Raw genomic sequence first — 16778 nt, 5'->3', positions numbered from 1 at the left:
TGACACAAAGAAGGAGAAAATTGATGGCTACAAGCGCTAACAGGCTTGAAATTCTGCAAATTGCAGATGCTGTTGCACGTGAAAAATCAATTGACCGTGAAATTGTCATTTCTGCGATGGCTGATGCTATTCAGAAAGCGGCACGTTCTCGTTATGGTCAAGAAACCAATATCCGTGCCGAAATCAATTCTAAAACAGGTGAAATTAAATTACAGCGTCTGCTAAAAATCGTTGATGTCGTCGAAGATTATACAAGTGAAATTACTTTATCTGACGCACTCAAACACCAAAAAAATGCAAAAATTGGTGATTTTTTTGCTGATCTTTTACCTCCTATGGATTTTGGTCGTATCGCAGCACAATCTGCTAAACAAGTTATTGTACAAAAGGTACGCGACGCAGAGCGTGACCAGCAATATGAAGAATTTAAAAATAAAATCGGTGAAATTGTTTCTGGCACAGTAAAACGTGTAGAATATGGCAATGTTATCGTTGATCTAGGTCGTGGTGAAGCTATCGTACGCCGTGATGAATTAATTCCACGTGAATCTTTCCGCTATGGAGATCGTATTCGTGCCTTTGTCAATGATGTGCACCGTGAATCACGAGGTCCACAAATTTTTCTTTCACGTACACACCCCCAATTTATGGTGAAACTTTTTACCATGGAAGTGCCAGAGATCTATGATGGTATTATAGAAATTAAATCGGTTGCCCGTGATCCGGGTTCACGTGCTAAAATTGCTGTTGTCTCACGCGATGGTTCCATTGATCCTGTTGGAGCATGTGTGGGAATGCGAGGAAGCCGCGTACAGGCTGTAGTTGCAGAATTACAAGGTGAAAAAATTGATATTATTCCTTGGTCTCCTGATGCTGCCACATTTATTGTTAATGCACTGCAACCCGCTGAAGTTACTAAAGTTGTACTCGATGAAGATGCAGAACGTATTGAAGTTATTGTGCCTGATGATCAACTTAGCCTTGCTATTGGACGGCGTGGACAAAATGTTCGTCTAGCCTCACAATTAACGGGATGGAATATTGATATTTTAACAGAAAAGGAAGAATCTGAAAATCGTCAAAAAGAATTTGCGGAACGCAGCAAACTTTTTATGGAATCCTTAGATGTTGACGAAATGATTGGACAGGTTATGGCATCAGAAGGTTTTTCTTCTATTGAGGAAATCGCTTATATTGATCTCGAAGAAATCGCCTCCATTGATGGTTTTGATCATGAAACTGCTGCTGAAATTCAAAGCCGTGCGCGCGAATATCTCGAACATAAAGAAAAAGAACTTGATGAAAAACGCAAAAAACTTGGTGTTTCTGACGAATTACGAACATTGCCAGGAATGACAAGTGCCATGTTGGTTGCTGTTGGTGAAGATGGTGTGAAAACAATAGAAGACTTTGCTGGCTATGCAGTCGATGATTTGGCTGGATGGAGAGAACGTAAAGAAGGTCAAACACAAAATTTTTCTGGTATCCTGACCCCATTTGATATTACACGTGCTGATGCAGAAGCTATGGTTTTAGCAGCACGTGTGCAAGTTGGCTGGATAAACGAAGCTGATCTTGTTAAAGAAGCTCCTGCAGAAAGCAAAAATTCTGCAAAATCTGCAAAAGATGAAAAAATAGATAATTTGAATGTGGATGCACTTTAAATGAATGAACGGACCTGCATTGTGACCAGAAAAAATGCTCCAGCAAAAACGTTGATCCGTTTTGTTATTGGTCCCAATAATCAAATTGTCCCTGATCTTAAATCTAATTTGCCAGGACGCGGTGTTTGGGTTTCTGCTCGTCATTCTACCATTGAAGCAGCAATCAAACAAAAAGCTTTTCACAAAAGTTTTAAAACAGATGTTGAGGTTGCACCAAATCTTGCGCATATTGTTGATACACTTTTGCTAAAAGCTGCTCTTGCAAGCCTTTCGTTGGCACGAAAAGCAGGTACCATTGTCATGGGAACAACAAAAGTTGATGCTGCTATTCGCTCTGGTCAAGTTATTCTTGTCCTTCATGCTAAGGAAACTACAGAAGATGGAAAACGAAAAATCGCACAAGCCATCCATAAAACACAACAACAAACAAATCGGAATATAAAAACCATATCTTTATTTACAAGTGATGAAATGCGAGTGGCTTTTGGTGCTAATCCGGTAATGCATGCAGCCTTATTGGATACCAAAGCTGCTGAAGGATTTCTGAACACAATACATAAATTGCTCGCCTATCGTGATGAAAAGCATAGCAAGCTCGGTGAGGTAACGGTTCAAGCCGTGAAGGAAGTACAATGAGTGAAAATAGCAATGACAAAATAACAGTCAAGAGGACATTAACCCTAAAGCGGTCAGTCTTAGAAACGAGTACGGTCAAACAAAATTTTAGCCATGGCCGTACGAAGGCTGTAGTTGTCGAAACTAAACGGCGCAAAATTACGCGACCTGATGAAAAAGCTGAAGTACAACAGCCAATTACCAAACCACATGTGGCTCCCCAACGTTCTAAACCAAAATTCGAAGAAGCAAAGCCGAATAAACCCGTCGCTAAAAGTAATCTTTCATCCACTGAAATGGAAGCGAGGTTTCGTGCATTAGAAGAAGCACATATCCAAGAAAAAATAACGCGTGAACAAGCTGAAGAAGAAGCAAAACGTGAAAGAGAACGTGAAGAAAGTTTTCAGCAGTCAATTCAAGAAACAGAAATACATCAAAAAGAAAAAAATCCACCAGAACAAACTCCCTCTCTTAGCTCTACTCTCTCCTTCATAGAACCAATAGATATCACTATCGCGCCTAAAAATACAACTGTGATTGAAAAACGCAAAGTAGATGAAGATAAAGAAGAAGACGATCGATACAACCGACGTGCTAATCTCGCTAAATCAGAAGTGCGTGCACCAAAAGTTGTAAAAGGTGCTGATGAACGACGTCGTGGAAAGCTAACCCTTAATACTGCTCTGGATGAAGAAGGTAATGCACGTGGGCGCTCAATGGCCGCAATGCGCCGCAGGCAAGAGAAATTTAAACGTGCACAAAATCAAGAGCCAAGAGAAAAAATTTCCCGTGAAGTTGTTCTTCCCGAAACCATTACAATTCAAGAACTTGCGCAGCGTATGACTGAGCGTTCCGTTGATGTCATTAAATTTCTGATGAAACAAGGGCAAATGATGAAACCCGGTGATGTTATTGATGCAGACGTTGCTGAACTCATCGCCGTTGAATTTGGTCACACTGTTAAACGTGTTTTAGAATCTGACATAGAAGAAGGCATCTTTAATATTGCTGATAATCCCCAAAAAATGCAATCACGTCCACCAGTTGTAACAATTATGGGACATGTCGATCATGGGAAAACTTCTTTGCTCGATGCTATTCGAAAAGCGAATGTTGTTTCTGGTGAAGCAGGTGGTATTACACAACATATTGGTGCTTATCAAGTAGAGCAGAGTGGTCAAAAGATTACCTTTATTGATACTCCTGGACATGCTGCCTTCACAGCTATGCGTGCTCGTGGAGCTCGCGTTACCGATATTGCCGTTCTTGTTGTAGCCGCTGATGATAGTGTTATGCCACAAACGATTGAATCAATCAATCATGCTAAAGCTGCTGGTGTGCCCATTATTGTTGCTATTAACAAAATTGATAAACCAGCTGCTAATGCACAAAAGGTGCGTACAGAGCTTTTACAACACGAGGTGTTTGTTGAGACTATGGGTGGAGAGACTTTAGAAGTCGAAGTTTCTGCGAAAACTGGACAAAATCTTGATAAACTACTCGAAGCTATTCTCCTTCAAGCTGAAATTCTTGATCTGAAAGCAGACTCCCAAAGAACCGCAGAAGGTGTTGTCATTGAAGCAAAACTGGATCGAGGACGTGGATCTGTTGCAACAGTTCTTGTTCAGAAAGGTACATTGCATCCTTCTGATATTATTGTCGCCGGCAATGAATGGGGACGCGTGCGTGCTTTGATTGATGACCGTGGTTGTCATGTCAAAGAAGCAGTTCCTTCTACACCCATCGAAATTTTAGGTATGCAAGGGACACCACAAGCTGGGGACCGTTTTGCTGTTGTCAGTCATGAAGCAAAAGCACGCGAAATTGCTGAATATCGTCAGCGATTAGCGCGTGATAAAGCTGTAGCCCGACAAACGGGTTCTCGTGGTTCTCTTGAACAAATGATGACAAAACTACAAACCACCGGCATTAAAGAATTTCCCCTTATTATTAAAGGAGATGTACAAGGATCAATTGAAGCAATCGCTTCAGCATTGGAAAAACTAGGAAACGAAGAAGTGCGTGCACGCATTGTACATTCTGGTGCTGGAGGTATCACTGAAAGTGATATTTCTCTTGCTGAAGCTTCTAACTCTGCTGTGATTGGCTTTAATGTTCGGGCTAATAAACAGGCACGCGATTGTGCAAAAACACAAGGAATTGAAATTCGCTATTATAATATCATCTACGACCTTGTTGATGATATTAAAGCTGCCATGTCAGGATTACTTTCACCAGAACAGCGTGAAACTTTCCTTGGTAATGCTGAAATTTTAGAGGTTTTTAACATTACAAAAGTCGGAAAAGTTGCGGGTTGCCGTGTTACAGAAGGTAAGATAGAACGAGGCGTTGGTGTTCGCCTTATCCGCGATAATATTGTCATTCATGAAGGAAAACTTAAAACACTCAAACGCTTCAAAGATGAAGTCAATGAAGTACAAAGCGGACAAGAATGTGGAATAGCATTCGAAAATTACGAAGACATACGCGCAGGGGATATTATTGAAACCTTTCGTATCGAACATATTAATCGTACATTATAAAATAATTCAATGCTTTGCTCTGTTATAAAATAAAAAAAGTTATTGGATTTATGTGTAATACTTTTGTTTTCTTAATCTTTGAAGATAGTCAAAAGAAGAGTAGTTTGTAATAAGGGTAAAAACTTTGATAAAAAATGCAGAGCTATCACAACGGCAATTAAGAGTAGGAGAGCAAGTGCGTCACGCATTAGCGCATATGCTCCAGCGCGATATTTTACTTGAGGATCTCTTGAAAAATATGATGATTTCTGTCTCTGAAGTACGCATGTCACCAGATTTAAAAATTGCTACCTGCTTTATTTCTCCTCTTAACACTCTTAAAAACTCCTCTCATATTGATGTCATTGATATCCTCAATAAACATAGCCGTTTTATCCGTAGAAAAATCAGTCATGCGTTACGACAGATGAAATATATGCCTGAACTACGTTTTCGACTCGATAGTAGTTTTGATAATTTTTCAAAAATTGATGCTCTACTCCGCTCACCTGAGGTAGTGCGAGATCTTCACCGTAATGATGAAGTTGAGGATTAATATGGTACGGCAACGTAAAAAAAAGGGCCGTTCTGTTTCTGGTTGGGTCATATTTGATAAACCAAAAGGAATGAGATCAACAGAAGCTGTCTCACAAATCAAATGGCTCTTTCATGCGCAAAAAGCAGGACATGCAGGTACACTAGATCCTCTTGCTTCTGGTCTCCTACCAATTGCACTGGGCGAAGCAACTAAAACTGTTCCTTACGTGATGCGAGGTACAAAAACCTACCGTTTTCACATCGTTTGGGGAGAAGAACGTTCAACAGATGATCTAGAGGGTGAAATAATAAAAACGTCTCTCAAACGTCCTACACAAGAAGAGATACTCGCCCTTCTTCCTCAATATACAGGTATCATTTTACAAACACCTCCACAATTTTCGGCAATTAAAATTTCTGGCAATCGTGCTTATGATCTAGCCCGTAAAGGTAAAATTATTGAAATTCCACCGCGTCAAGTAGAAATAGAAACTTTTAAATTAATAGCAACTCCTACCAGAGAACGTTCTATCTTTGAAATAACCTGTGGAAAAGGAACTTATGTGCGCTCCTTAGCACGCGATATGGGACGTGATCTTGGTTGTTACGGATATATTGCTGATTTAAGACGTATCGCAGTGGCACCTTTTTGTGAAAATGATCTCATTACATGGAACACATTAAAAGCGGCAAAACTAGATGAAAGTATAACAAATGAAAATGATGCTTCTCCCAGAAGTAATTTTTCAATACTTGACTCATTTTTAATTGAAACAGATACTGCGCTGGATTGCCTCTCTCATTACACCCTTAGTGAAATCCAAGCACAGCAGATCATGAAGGGCTCACCAGTACCGCTCTGTGAGCATAATGCACTTATTGAGGAAAATGAAGTCTGTGTTACCTACAAAGAGCAGCTTCTTGCTATAGGCACTCTTGACAAAAGCCTGTTCAAACCAAAGCGTATTTTTACAATTTAATTCATTCTTTCTTACAATAATCTTTTGGAAAAAGATATTTTATCATATCAATAAAGAGAAGAAGGCTTTTTTCATTGTCTTACACTTAACTTTTTTATAATAATTCATATTGGAACCGAAAATCTATAATGCGTTCATAGTCTAACCCTCGTTAACAAACTGTTTTTATCATTTTCAATCGCCTTTTTGATCATTACTGGACATAACGTGCATATACTATCTACTATTGTATCAAGAGAATCTTGTGAAATGGAAAATACAATTTTAACTTAAACAAATCGCTAGACTCATAGTCTCTAATTACTTGTTCAGTAAAAATTTGTTTTCAACCTATCAACATTATAAAATGTTCATGAAAGCATATAAATTTTCTACTGTTCTGTTTATACTAACAAATTTATCCATAAAAATAGTATTGCACATACCTAATATTGTACAAGAAAACCGTCTTAGTCCTCTTATCTTAAGGTAGATGAACAGAAGAAGATTTTAAAAGCATTTCATTAGCTTGTGGTATTGTCTGTCGTTCAATCATGCGATGTACTCTTATACCATTAGGCGCACGATTCAAATGACGCAGAAGTTTATTTACCTCTGCATCGGCTTTTATGCGACGGTGATTATGACGCAAATAATCTACCCATGTTGGCATATGATATGCTTCTGTCCAATATTCAGGTCTTTCAAGATCGCGTAAGAGAACCCATTGGCGAGCACCATCACGTAAACGAATATGGCGACGACGTGTCATGACTTTAAGAAATTCTTCGAGATCATTTTCATGAATTTGATAATCTATCATAATCATAATTGGGCCACTTTGTGCTTTTAGATCGAGTAAAAGCTCCGGTTCTCTGAAATGATCAAGCGGATTCAAATCTATCTGGGGTATTTCCTGAATTCTAAATTTTATCCCCGCAAGGGCTCCAAAAACCAAGAAGAGAGAACAAATACTCAAAGCAACTGTTGGTGAATAACCATCAGCTAAAGCTCCCCAAATTGCACTTCCAACAGCCATCCCTCCATATGATGCCGTTTGATAAAGTGCTAAAGCACGTGCAACAACCCAGCGTGGTGTAGAAAGCTGTACAGATGTATTAAACAATGATAACGTTAAAACCCAACATAAGCCTGCAGGAAATAAAGCAATATGACTTATAATCAATGAACGGCTCATCGCTAAAAAAAAGCAAGAACAAGCAAAACCAATAAATGCACTTGCTATAATTGTTTCTAAACGAAAATAATTCCGCACAAATGAATTAATCATACCAGCTATTATGGCTCCAAGACCAAAACTACCGAGCAATGTACCATAAAGAAGAGCACTGCCCCCGAGAATTTTATGTACAACAATTGGCAAAAGTGCTAAAATCGAAATCGCCCCAATACCAAAAAGGAACGCTCTAACCATAATACTCAGAAGATTGGGCGACATCGCAACATACCGCAAACCATCTGAGACAGCTCCTAAAAGTCTTTCTCGCGGCAACTTGTTGTTTTCATAGCACGGTTTCCAAAAAAACAAAGCTCCAATTAAAGGAATATAACTTATCGCGTTGAATAAAAAAGCAGCGGCTGCGCCAAGAGTAACAATGATAGCACCACCAATAGCAGGACCTACACTACGCATCAAATTAAAGCCGACACTGTTCAAACTCACAGCAGCAGGGATATTTTCCCTACTCACAATGTCTCCTATTGTCGCTTGCCAAGAAGGATTATAAAAGGCTGTTCCACATCCAATCAAAAACGTAAAGCATAATAAAAACCAAGGTGTTAGCAAGTCCATAAAAGATAAAATAGCTAAACTCATGGATATAACCATCATCATAATCTGCGCACACAACATAATTTGGCGGCGATTAAAAGTGTCAGCTAATGCTCCTGCCATCAGAGAAAACATAACAAGTGGTAATGTTGTAGCACTTTGAACAAGCCCCACCATGGAATGAGAAGAACTAATCAACGCCATTAACCACCCTGCTCCAACAGCCTGTATAAGCCCCCCTAAATTAGAAATAAGAGTGGACGACCACAAATTCCGAAATACTGAATTACGAAAAAGTTCGAATGTTGAAATTCCCCGCATCTTTTGCCTCTTTTGCCTCAAAATCGGTATTTATCGTTTTTGGTATCATACATACTCTCTGTAAAACAGTAATCTTTGTATCAAAAGGATGCATAATTTTTTAAAAATTTCTCACAAAACCCTTTTAAAATCAACATTTCAAAATAAAATCCTTTACTTAAAAGAAGGCCTTCAATATGCTTTTAAGGACTAGCATTTTAACCTCCTTTCCTATATAAGTGCCAAAGCAGGTGAGAGTCTTCAGCTCCTCTTGTTTCTTCGTAGACCCTTGCTGAACGACATCTCGGCTATGGGTGGCTTTTGTTTCTTTGTTTTTGAAAGGATATACGATGTCGATTACAGCTGAGCGTAAACAAGCTCTTGTCGCAGAATACGCAAATAAAGCCGGTGATACGGGATCACCAGAAGTGCAGGTTGCTGTACTTTCTGAACGTATTTCTAATTTAACTAACCATTTTAAAACACACAAAAAGGATAACCATTCCCGTCGTGGTCTTTTAAAGATGGTATCTCAACGCCGTCGCCTTCTTGATTATCTTAAAGGAGTTGACCAAAATCGTTATCAAACGCTTATCAAAAAATTAGGTTTACGTCGCTAGAGGGGAAAATGGGTGGATAATCTTTCTGAGAAATCCGCCCATTTTTTCAGCTTGCTACTTTTAATTAAAAACTGATGAATAACCATCATGAGGCAGGATTGCTAGTTGCTTCGCCTTTAAATTGCGATTTATTTTTTTCTTCTCGCGAAAAAATAGAAGTGTCTTGTTGTCCTGCGTAGAATTTCTAAATCTGCTACGCAAAACCAGGATGTAAGCACTCAAAGATGTGAACACTGGTTATTAAGGATAAAAAATGTTCAAAACGCACAAAATAGAAATTGAATGGGCCGGTCGGCCACTGACTATTGAAACAGGGAAAATAGCACGTCAAGCTGATGGTGCAGTAATTGCTACCTATGGAGGAACTATTGTCTTAGCAACCGTTGTATCAGCAAAAAGTCCCAAACCAGACCAAGATTTTTTCCCTCTCACTGTTAATTATCAAGAAAAATCCTATGCTGTGGGTAGAATACCTGGTGGTTATTTAAAACGTGAAAGCCGACCCACCGAAAATGAAACTTTGATTTCACGTTTGATTGATCGTCCAATTCGCCCCCTCTTCGCCGATGGTTATAAAAATGATACACAAGTCATTGTTTCTGTTATACAGCATGATCTTGAAAATAATCCCGATATTCTTGCGATGATTGCTTCTTCTGCTGCTTTAACTCTATCGGGTGTTCCTTTCATGGGCCCCATTGCCAGTGCCCGTGTTGGCTATTGTAACGGACAATACATTCTCAACCCCCATATCGATGAGATGCCTGAATCAAAACTTGATCTTGTTGTTGCCGGAACAGAAAATGCCGTATTGATGGTTGAATCAGAAGCACAAGAATTACCGGAAAACATTATGTTAGGTGCCGTTATGTTTGGGCACAAAGGTTTGCAACCTGTTCTTGATGCCATTATCAAACTTGCCGAAGTCGCCGCAAAAGATCCACGTGATTTCGTTCCTGAAGATCTCACTGATCTTGAAAAAGCTATGCTGGAAATGGCTGAACAAGATATAAGAAAAGCTTACACAATTGCTGATAAACAAGAGCGTTATGCTGCTATTGATGCACTTAAAACAGAAGTCATAAATAAATTTATACCCGAAACAGAAGAAAGCAGTGAATTCAGTGCAGATCAAATTGCAACCGTTTTCAAACAGCTGCAAGCAAAAATTGTTCGCTGGAACATTCTTGATACGAAAAAGCGTATTGATGGACGCGACCTTTCAACAGTACGTCCCATCGAATCAGAAGTTGGTATTTTACCTCGAACACATGGATCAGCACTTTTTACCCGTGGAGAAACACAAGCAATTGTCGTTGCAACATTAGGAACTGGTGAAGATGAACAATATATTGATTCCTTAACGGGTACGTATAAGGAAACATTCCTCCTCCATTATAATTTCCCACCATTTTCAGTAGGTGAAACAGGACGTCTTGGTTCTCCTGGTCGCCGCGAAATTGGACATGGCAAACTGGCATGGCGGGCAATTCATCCCATGTTGCCAACTAAGGAATCCTTCCCTTACACCATTCGTGCTGTCTCAGAAATTACTGAATCCAATGGATCATCTTCCATGGCAACTGTTTGTGGAACTTCACTTGCTCTTATGGATGCTGGTGTTCCTCTGGCACGCCCAGTTGCAGGTATTGCTATGGGCTTGATTAAAGAAGGTGAACGCTTTGCTATTTTGTCAGATATTTTAGGAGATGAAGATCATCTTGGAGACATGGATTTTAAAGTAGCGGGAACAGAAAATGGTATTACTGCCTTACAAATGGATATCAAAATTGATGGTATTACCGAAGAAATTATGAAAATCGCACTTGAACAAGCTAAAAGCGGTCGAATTCATATTCTTAATGAAATGAGCAAAGCCTTAACCAGTGCACGTGCTGAACTCAGCGAATTTTCTCCCCGCATTGAAGTTATGAATATTGCCGTTGATAAAATTCGCGATGTTATCGGCTCTGGTGGTAAAGTCATTCGAGAAATCGTTGAACAAACTGGAGCAAAAATCAATATTGAAGATGATGGAACAATTAAAATTGCTTCTGCCGATGCTAAAACCATTGAAGCAGCAAAGCACTGGATTCATTCTATTGTTGATGAACCTGAAATTGGTGCTATCTACCAAGGAACAGTGGTGAAAACTGCAGAATTCGGTGCATTTGTAAATTTCTTTGGCTCACGTGATGGACTCGTTCATATCTCTCAACTCGCGTCAGAACGCGTCATAAAAACAACAGATATTGTTAAAGAAGGCGATAAAGTTTGGGTTAAATTAATGGGCTTTGATGAGCGGGGTAAAATTCGGTTATCCATGAAAATCGTCGATCAACAAACTGGTGAAGAAATTACAGGTGATAGATCGATAAAAGAAGAACAAGAAAAGTGCATAGATGAAAAAAATAAATCTGAAAACAAACGCCGTCGTAAGAAAAAAGAAGAGTGATCTTTCTTTTTGTCATGAAATGTCATCCATAATGTTAGAATGATATTTTTTCTTTGAAAGAACTACATGTGTTACTGTTTTTACCTTTTGAAAACCATAGCCTTGCTCTTCCCAATCCAAACCAATTATGGTTGAGTTTTGGTTTAACCGAAATTCCTGCTTCAGAATGGATGCAAAACTTAAAAGTTATAACACCATGGCGACAAAACTTTTTAAAATTTGCCAATGCTCAGTTTCATTGCGCACCTCAAATAGATAAAACTTTCACCTATGATGGTGCGCTTTTACACTTAAGCAAATACCGTGGTTTCAACCAAAATTGTTTTCTTGATTTATTAGAATGTGTTAGACCTGGTGGATGGATTGTTATCGGTGGAAATAAAACGGCTGGCGCTGCTTCAATGATGAAATGGGTTAAAACATTTATTCCTATCACCGATAAATTGTCCAAAAACCACGGACTGGTATTTTGGCTTCAAGTTCCACAAAAAATAGAGAGACAGAAGATTGTACAGTTGCGTTCACCACCACTCACTTTTGAAAATAAATTTCAGACTACTTCTGGCATGTTCTCGCATGGTCGTATCGATCGTGGATCTGCTGCACTTGCTTTGCACATGTGCAAAATTATCTCTGGAAAAACCGCTGATTTTGGTGCTGGTTGGGGGTATCTTTCTTATGCTGCCCTTGAAAGAAGCGAAAAACTAACAGCTCTCGACCTCTATGAAGCTGATTATAACGCTTTGGAAGCAGCTAAACAGCATCTCAAACACATAGCCGCTTCTTGTCCGATTCATTTTTATTGGCATGATCTTATACATGAACCTATCACAGATCTATATGATACAATCATTTCAAATCCGCCGTTTCACACACAACAAACTACAGATGTCTCATTAGGACAGCATTTTATTATAAATGCTGCAAAATATCTCAAGCCAGGCGGCAATCTGCTTCTGGTTGCTAACCGATACCTTCCTTATGAAACATTGTTAAAAGACATTTTTCATACGGTATTGATACATGAAAAAGCCCATGGATTTAAAATTATCGAAGCACGCCGATAGATGAAAACAAGCGATAACTTTAAAGAATGAAACGTGAAAGATCTATATCAGCAGCAAGCTCACCTATAGATTTTCTGACATAAGCAGCGTCAACTTTAAACGATGTTCCAGCTTTATCAGGTGCCGTAAAAGAAATTTCATCTAGAACACGCTCCATTACTGTTTGCAAACGACGTGCCCCTATATTTTCAATCCTTGCGTTTAAACTTACAGCAATATCCGCTAAAGCATCAATCGCATCATCGGTAATTTCTAAATGAACTTCCTCTGTCGCCATTAAAGCAATATATTGCTTAATCAGACTGGCTTCTGGTTCGGTTAGAATACGTCGTAAATCTTCTCTTGTTAAAGCATTTAACTCCACGCGAATGGGCAAACGACCTTGAAGCTCTGGCAATAAATCAGAAGGCTTGGAAACATGAAACGCACCTGACGCAATAAAAAGAATATGATCTGTTTTGATTTGTCCATATTTTGTAGCAATTGTTGTTCCTTCAACCAAAGGCAAAAGATCTCGTTGAACTCCCTCACGCGAAACGGCAGCACTTGCTCCACCATCTCGCGTTGCAATTTTATCAATCTCATCGATAAATACAATTCCATCATTTTCAGCAACACGGAGCGCTTCTTGAATAATTTGATCCTGGTCAAGGAGTTTCTCTGATTCATCATCAATGAGTGGCTTAAAAGCATCCTTTACTGTAGTTTTGCGAACCTTTGTACGACTCCCCATTTTACTAAAAATATCCGACAAATTCATAATTCCCATTTGTGCGCCAGGTATACCAGGAATATCAAAGGTCGAAGCACTATTGTTGTTATTATCGGCTACTTCAATTTCAATCTCTTTCTCATCTAATTCACCTTCGCGTAACTTTTTGCGAAAACTATCACGAGTAGCAGGGCTTGCTGTCTTGCCAACAAGGGCATCTAAAACGCGCTCTTCAGCATTAATATGAGCCTTTACTTTAACTTCATCTCGTTTTTTTTCACGCACAAGAGAAATAGCAATCTCAACAAGGTCACGAATAATTTGCTCAACATCACGTCCCACATAACCAACTTCAGTAAATTTAGTTGCTTCTACTTTAACAAAAGGTGCGCCAGCAAGTTTTGCTAATCGACGCGCTATACCTGTTTTACCAACACCTGTTGGTCCTATCATCAAAATATTTTTCGGCATAACCTCTTCACGCATTGGACCATCAAGCTGCTGTCTACGCCAACGATTGCGCAGTGCAATAGCAACAGAACGTTTAGCATCATTTTGTCCAATAATAAAACGATCAAGTTCAGAAACAGTCTCACGAGGGGAAAATACAACACACATTCAAATAGCTTTCTCTAAAGAAGATAATTCTGCATCCAATGTTTCAATCGTAAAATGATCATTGGTGTAAACACAAATTTTAGCGGCAACATCCATAGCTTTACGAGCAATAGTTTCAGCATCCAAATCCATATCCATAAGTGCCCAAGCAGCCGAAAAAGCAAAATTGCCTCCAGAACCAATCGCCATAACTCCATCTTCTGGTTCTAAAACATCTCCAAGCCCTGTTAAAGCTAAAGTTATTTTCTTATCAGCCACAAGCATCATTGCTTCAAGACGACGCAAATAGCGATCTGTTCTCCAATCTTTTGCGAGTTCTACACAGGCACGCATGAGCTGATCAGGATATTGTTCAAGCTTCGTTTCCAATCTTTCTAACAAAGTGAAAGCATCTGCTGTAGCGCCTGCAAAACCAGCTATAACGGCTCCACCCTTTCCAATACGACGAACTTTGCGCGCATTGCCTTTCATAATCGTCTGCCCAAGCGAAACCTGTCCATCACCAGCCATCACAACTTTGTCACCTTTGCGTATAGTAATAATAGTTGTACCATACATTATGTCTGGTTTATGTTCTTCCATAAGGAGACTCCTTAATATTAACCTTTGTTCTTAATATTGATTTCTTTCCATCAAATGTAAAATCCAATCATTATTATCTTTATTTAAGAACATATATTGCAAAACACAATGATTTAGCACAATTCAATTTTTTTAAAAAAAAATGATAGCATTGTTATCGATGCAAATTGTTGTTAAATAGTTCTTTTAAACAATTTTTGTCTTTTAAGGGAATAATTATGAAAAAAATAGCAATAGGGACATTGGGAGGAACAATTGCAATGGCTGCTGACAATTTTGGCCAAATGCAACCGACATTAACCTCAGATACCCTTATCAAAAGTGTTCCTGACTTAAATAACGTTGCTAATATTTACGCGCAAACACTCACACAATTACCGAGTGGTTCTTTATCTTTTAAAATTCTTTTTGAAATCTTAGAGTGGGCAAAACAACAAATAAAGGCTGGTGCAGAAGGTATTGTTTTAACCCAAGGTACTGATACACTAGAAGAGACAGCTTTTTTTCTTTCTCTTTATTGGGACAAAGAAGAACCACTCATTATAACTGGTGCTATGCGTATACCCTGTGAAGCAGGTGCTGATGGGCCGGCTAATGTTTTAGCGGCAACTCGTGTTGCTGCTCATCCACAAAGCCGAAACAGAGGTGTTTTAGTTGTAATTAATGACACCATTCACTCACCCTATTGGGTTCAGAAAAACCATACTGTCAAAATTGAGACATTTCAATCAGGTTTGACAGGTGTTTTAGGTGCTATTTTGGAAGGAAGACCAATTTATTTTAATGATCGAAACTTTTTCCCGACAACATTTGATCCTCCCAAAAATTATGATCACCAAGTTGCTCTCCTTCATTCCTCTTTATCCTCTGATACACAGCTAATGAAATTCTGCTTCGAAAGTGGATACTATTCTGGACTTGTCATTGCTGGTTTCGGATCAGGACACTGCAGTTTTGAAGAGGCAGACATCGTGCAACAATATACACAAAAAATGCCTATTATTATTGCTAGTCGTACCTGTACTGGCTCAACAACCCGCATAACTTACGGTTATAAAGGTTCAGAAGTCGATTTGATTGCTTCTGGCGCCCTTATGTCCGGTTATTTATCAGCAGTAAAAGCGCGCTTACTTTTATGGGCTTTTTTGGCAGAAGGGCTATCACTAGCACAAATCAATGCAAACTGGAATAGCTGGACTATAAGCTAACAAAAGATTAATTTATTATTCCAAAAATAAAGAACATCTGAAACGAAACTCATTTGAATACAAAAAAACTTGCTTATCTATTTTTAATCAATTACTGCAGCAAAAAAGATCTCGACTAATATAAATGATTGATTTGATTCTCTCAAAAATTGACCCAAAAGATAACCTGGTCAAATCTATTTCTGAACGATATTCACCCTATCGTGTCTTTACCGCACAAGAATGGTCCAAGTTCCGTGCGGATACACCACTTACTTTGACCTTTGATGAAATTAAACGTTTACGTTCAATTGATGATCCAATTGATCTTGAAGAAGTACAACGCATTTATCTTTCCTTATCACGTTTGTTATCATGTCATGTTGAAGCTGTTCAGGAACTTTTTTACAAGCGCCAACAATTTTTACATCAAAAAGAAACAAAAAAAACCCCTTTTATCATTGGAATTGCTGGCTCTGTTGCGGTGGGAAAATCAACTACTGCTCGTATCCTTCAAGAACTTTTGAAACGTTGGGCATCCAATCTTAAAGTTGATTTGATTACAACTGATGGTTTTCTTTATCCTAACGCTGTATTACAGCAAAAAAATCGTATGAATCGTAAAGGCTTTCCTGATTCTTATGATATTAAAAAATTGCTGAACTTTCTTTCTGCTATAAAAGCTGGTATTGGTAATGTTAATGCCCCACTTTATTCGCATATGACCTATGATGTTCTGGAAAATCAAACCATTACCATTGACCACCCTGATATTTTAATTATTGAAGGTATTAATGTCTTACAAGTAAGTGATCTCCCTAAAGATGGCAAAATTATCCCTTTTGTTTCAGATTTTTTTGACTTTTCAATCTATGTAGATGCTGAAACAGAAGTAATTCGGCACTGGTATTTGGAACGTTTTAAACGTTTGCGTAAAACAGCTTTTCAAAATCCTGAATCTTATTTTCATCGTTATGCACTACTGCATGAAGAGGAATCTTTAAAAATCGCTGAAAATATCTGGCAAACAATTAATTTGAAAAATTTACAAGAAAATATATTGCCAACACGACCACGATCTAATCTCATTCTACGCAAAGGAAAAAACCATTTGGTTGAATATGTCGCACTTCGACAACTATGAGGAT

The 16778-nt window shown here is 38.6% G+C and carries 13 protein-coding genes; 10 read left to right on the top strand and 3 right to left on the bottom strand.

Features of this window, described 5'->3' with window-relative positions:
* The first annotated feature begins 23 nt into the window (after window positions 1-23).
* From nusA to truB, 5 genes are all read left to right on the top strand, one after another.
* Window positions 24-1664 (top strand): transcription termination factor NusA, encoded by a 1641-nt coding sequence (nusA, locus tag HWV54_RS04960; RefSeq protein WP_005866140.1) that lies wholly within the window; start codon window positions 24-26, stop codon window positions 1662-1664.
* Window positions 1665-2300, top strand: a complete 636-nt coding sequence (locus tag HWV54_RS04955) for an RNA-binding protein (RefSeq protein ID WP_005866141.1) — start codon at window positions 1665-1667, stop codon at window positions 2298-2300.
* Window positions 2297-4822 carry a translation initiation factor IF-2 gene (infB, locus tag HWV54_RS04950; protein ID WP_005866144.1) on the top strand — a complete coding sequence of 842 codons (2526 nt, stop codon included), beginning with the start codon at window positions 2297-2299 and terminating at the stop codon, window positions 4820-4822. Before HWV54_RS04955 ends, infB begins: the two co-directional genes overlap by 4 nt.
* Before the next feature lie 127 nt (window positions 4823-4949).
* Window positions 4950-5357, top strand: coding sequence for a 30S ribosome-binding factor RbfA (gene rbfA / locus HWV54_RS04945; RefSeq protein WP_040296462.1), 408 nt, complete (start codon window positions 4950-4952; stop codon window positions 5355-5357).
* 1 nt (window position 5358) lies between these two features.
* The gene (gene truB, locus HWV54_RS04940; RefSeq protein WP_005866148.1) at window positions 5359-6318 is read left to right on the top strand and encodes a tRNA pseudouridine(55) synthase TruB; all 960 of its coding nucleotides are present in this window, start codon (window positions 5359-5361) and stop codon (window positions 6316-6318) included.
* Window positions 6319-6781: 463 nt separating this feature from the next.
* On the opposite strand, the gene HWV54_RS04935 is transcribed toward truB, so the two are convergent.
* On the bottom strand, window positions 6782-8410 hold the full coding sequence (locus HWV54_RS04935) for an MFS transporter (RefSeq protein ID WP_005866150.1): 1629 nt from the start codon (window positions 8408-8410) through the stop codon (window positions 6782-6784).
* A gap of 329 nt (window positions 8411-8739) precedes the next feature.
* Here HWV54_RS04935 and rpsO point away from each other — a divergent pair, with 329 nt between their 5' ends.
* The 3 genes from rpsO (at window position 8740) to HWV54_RS04920 (ending at window position 12531) form a co-directional block, all read left to right on the top strand.
* A complete protein-coding gene (gene rpsO, locus HWV54_RS04930) occupies window positions 8740-9009 on the top strand; it encodes a 30S ribosomal protein S15 (protein WP_005866152.1) in 270 nt (89 codons plus the stop codon).
* Window positions 9010-9262: 253 nt separating this feature from the next.
* Window positions 9263-11464 carry a polyribonucleotide nucleotidyltransferase gene (gene pnp / locus HWV54_RS04925; protein ID WP_005866154.1) on the top strand — a complete coding sequence of 734 codons (2202 nt, stop codon included), beginning with the start codon at window positions 9263-9265 and terminating at the stop codon, window positions 11462-11464.
* A gap of 68 nt (window positions 11465-11532) precedes the next feature.
* Complete coding sequence (locus HWV54_RS04920) at window positions 11533-12531, top strand: class I SAM-dependent methyltransferase (protein WP_005866155.1); 999 nt, start codon at window positions 11533-11535, stop codon at window positions 12529-12531.
* A gap of 19 nt (window positions 12532-12550) precedes the next feature.
* On the opposite strand, the gene hslU is transcribed toward HWV54_RS04920, so the two are convergent.
* Window positions 12551-13861, bottom strand: coding sequence for an ATP-dependent protease ATPase subunit HslU (gene hslU, locus HWV54_RS04915; RefSeq protein ID WP_005866157.1), 1311 nt, complete (start codon window positions 13859-13861; stop codon window positions 12551-12553).
* A complete protein-coding gene (hslV, locus tag HWV54_RS04910; protein WP_005866159.1) occupies window positions 13862-14443 on the bottom strand; it encodes an ATP-dependent protease subunit HslV in 582 nt (193 codons plus the stop codon).
* Between the two features lie 218 nt (window positions 14444-14661).
* Here hslV and HWV54_RS04905 point away from each other — a divergent pair, with 218 nt between their 5' ends.
* Window positions 14662-15651 carry an asparaginase gene (locus HWV54_RS04905; protein ID WP_005866161.1) on the top strand — a complete coding sequence of 330 codons (990 nt, stop codon included), beginning with the start codon at window positions 14662-14664 and terminating at the stop codon, window positions 15649-15651.
* A gap of 178 nt (window positions 15652-15829) precedes the next feature.
* Window positions 15830-16774, top strand: a complete 945-nt coding sequence (gene coaA, locus HWV54_RS04900; RefSeq protein WP_245256331.1) for a type I pantothenate kinase — start codon at window positions 15830-15832, stop codon at window positions 16772-16774.
* Window positions 16775-16778: the final 4 nt, after the last annotated feature.

It is taken from the genome of Bartonella alsatica, from assembly GCF_013388295.1.
Classification (GTDB): domain Bacteria; phylum Pseudomonadota; class Alphaproteobacteria; order Rhizobiales; family Rhizobiaceae; genus Bartonella; species Bartonella alsatica.
The sequence above is the reverse complement of the archived record's forward strand: the minus strand, read 5'-3'. Positions and strand labels throughout refer to the sequence as shown.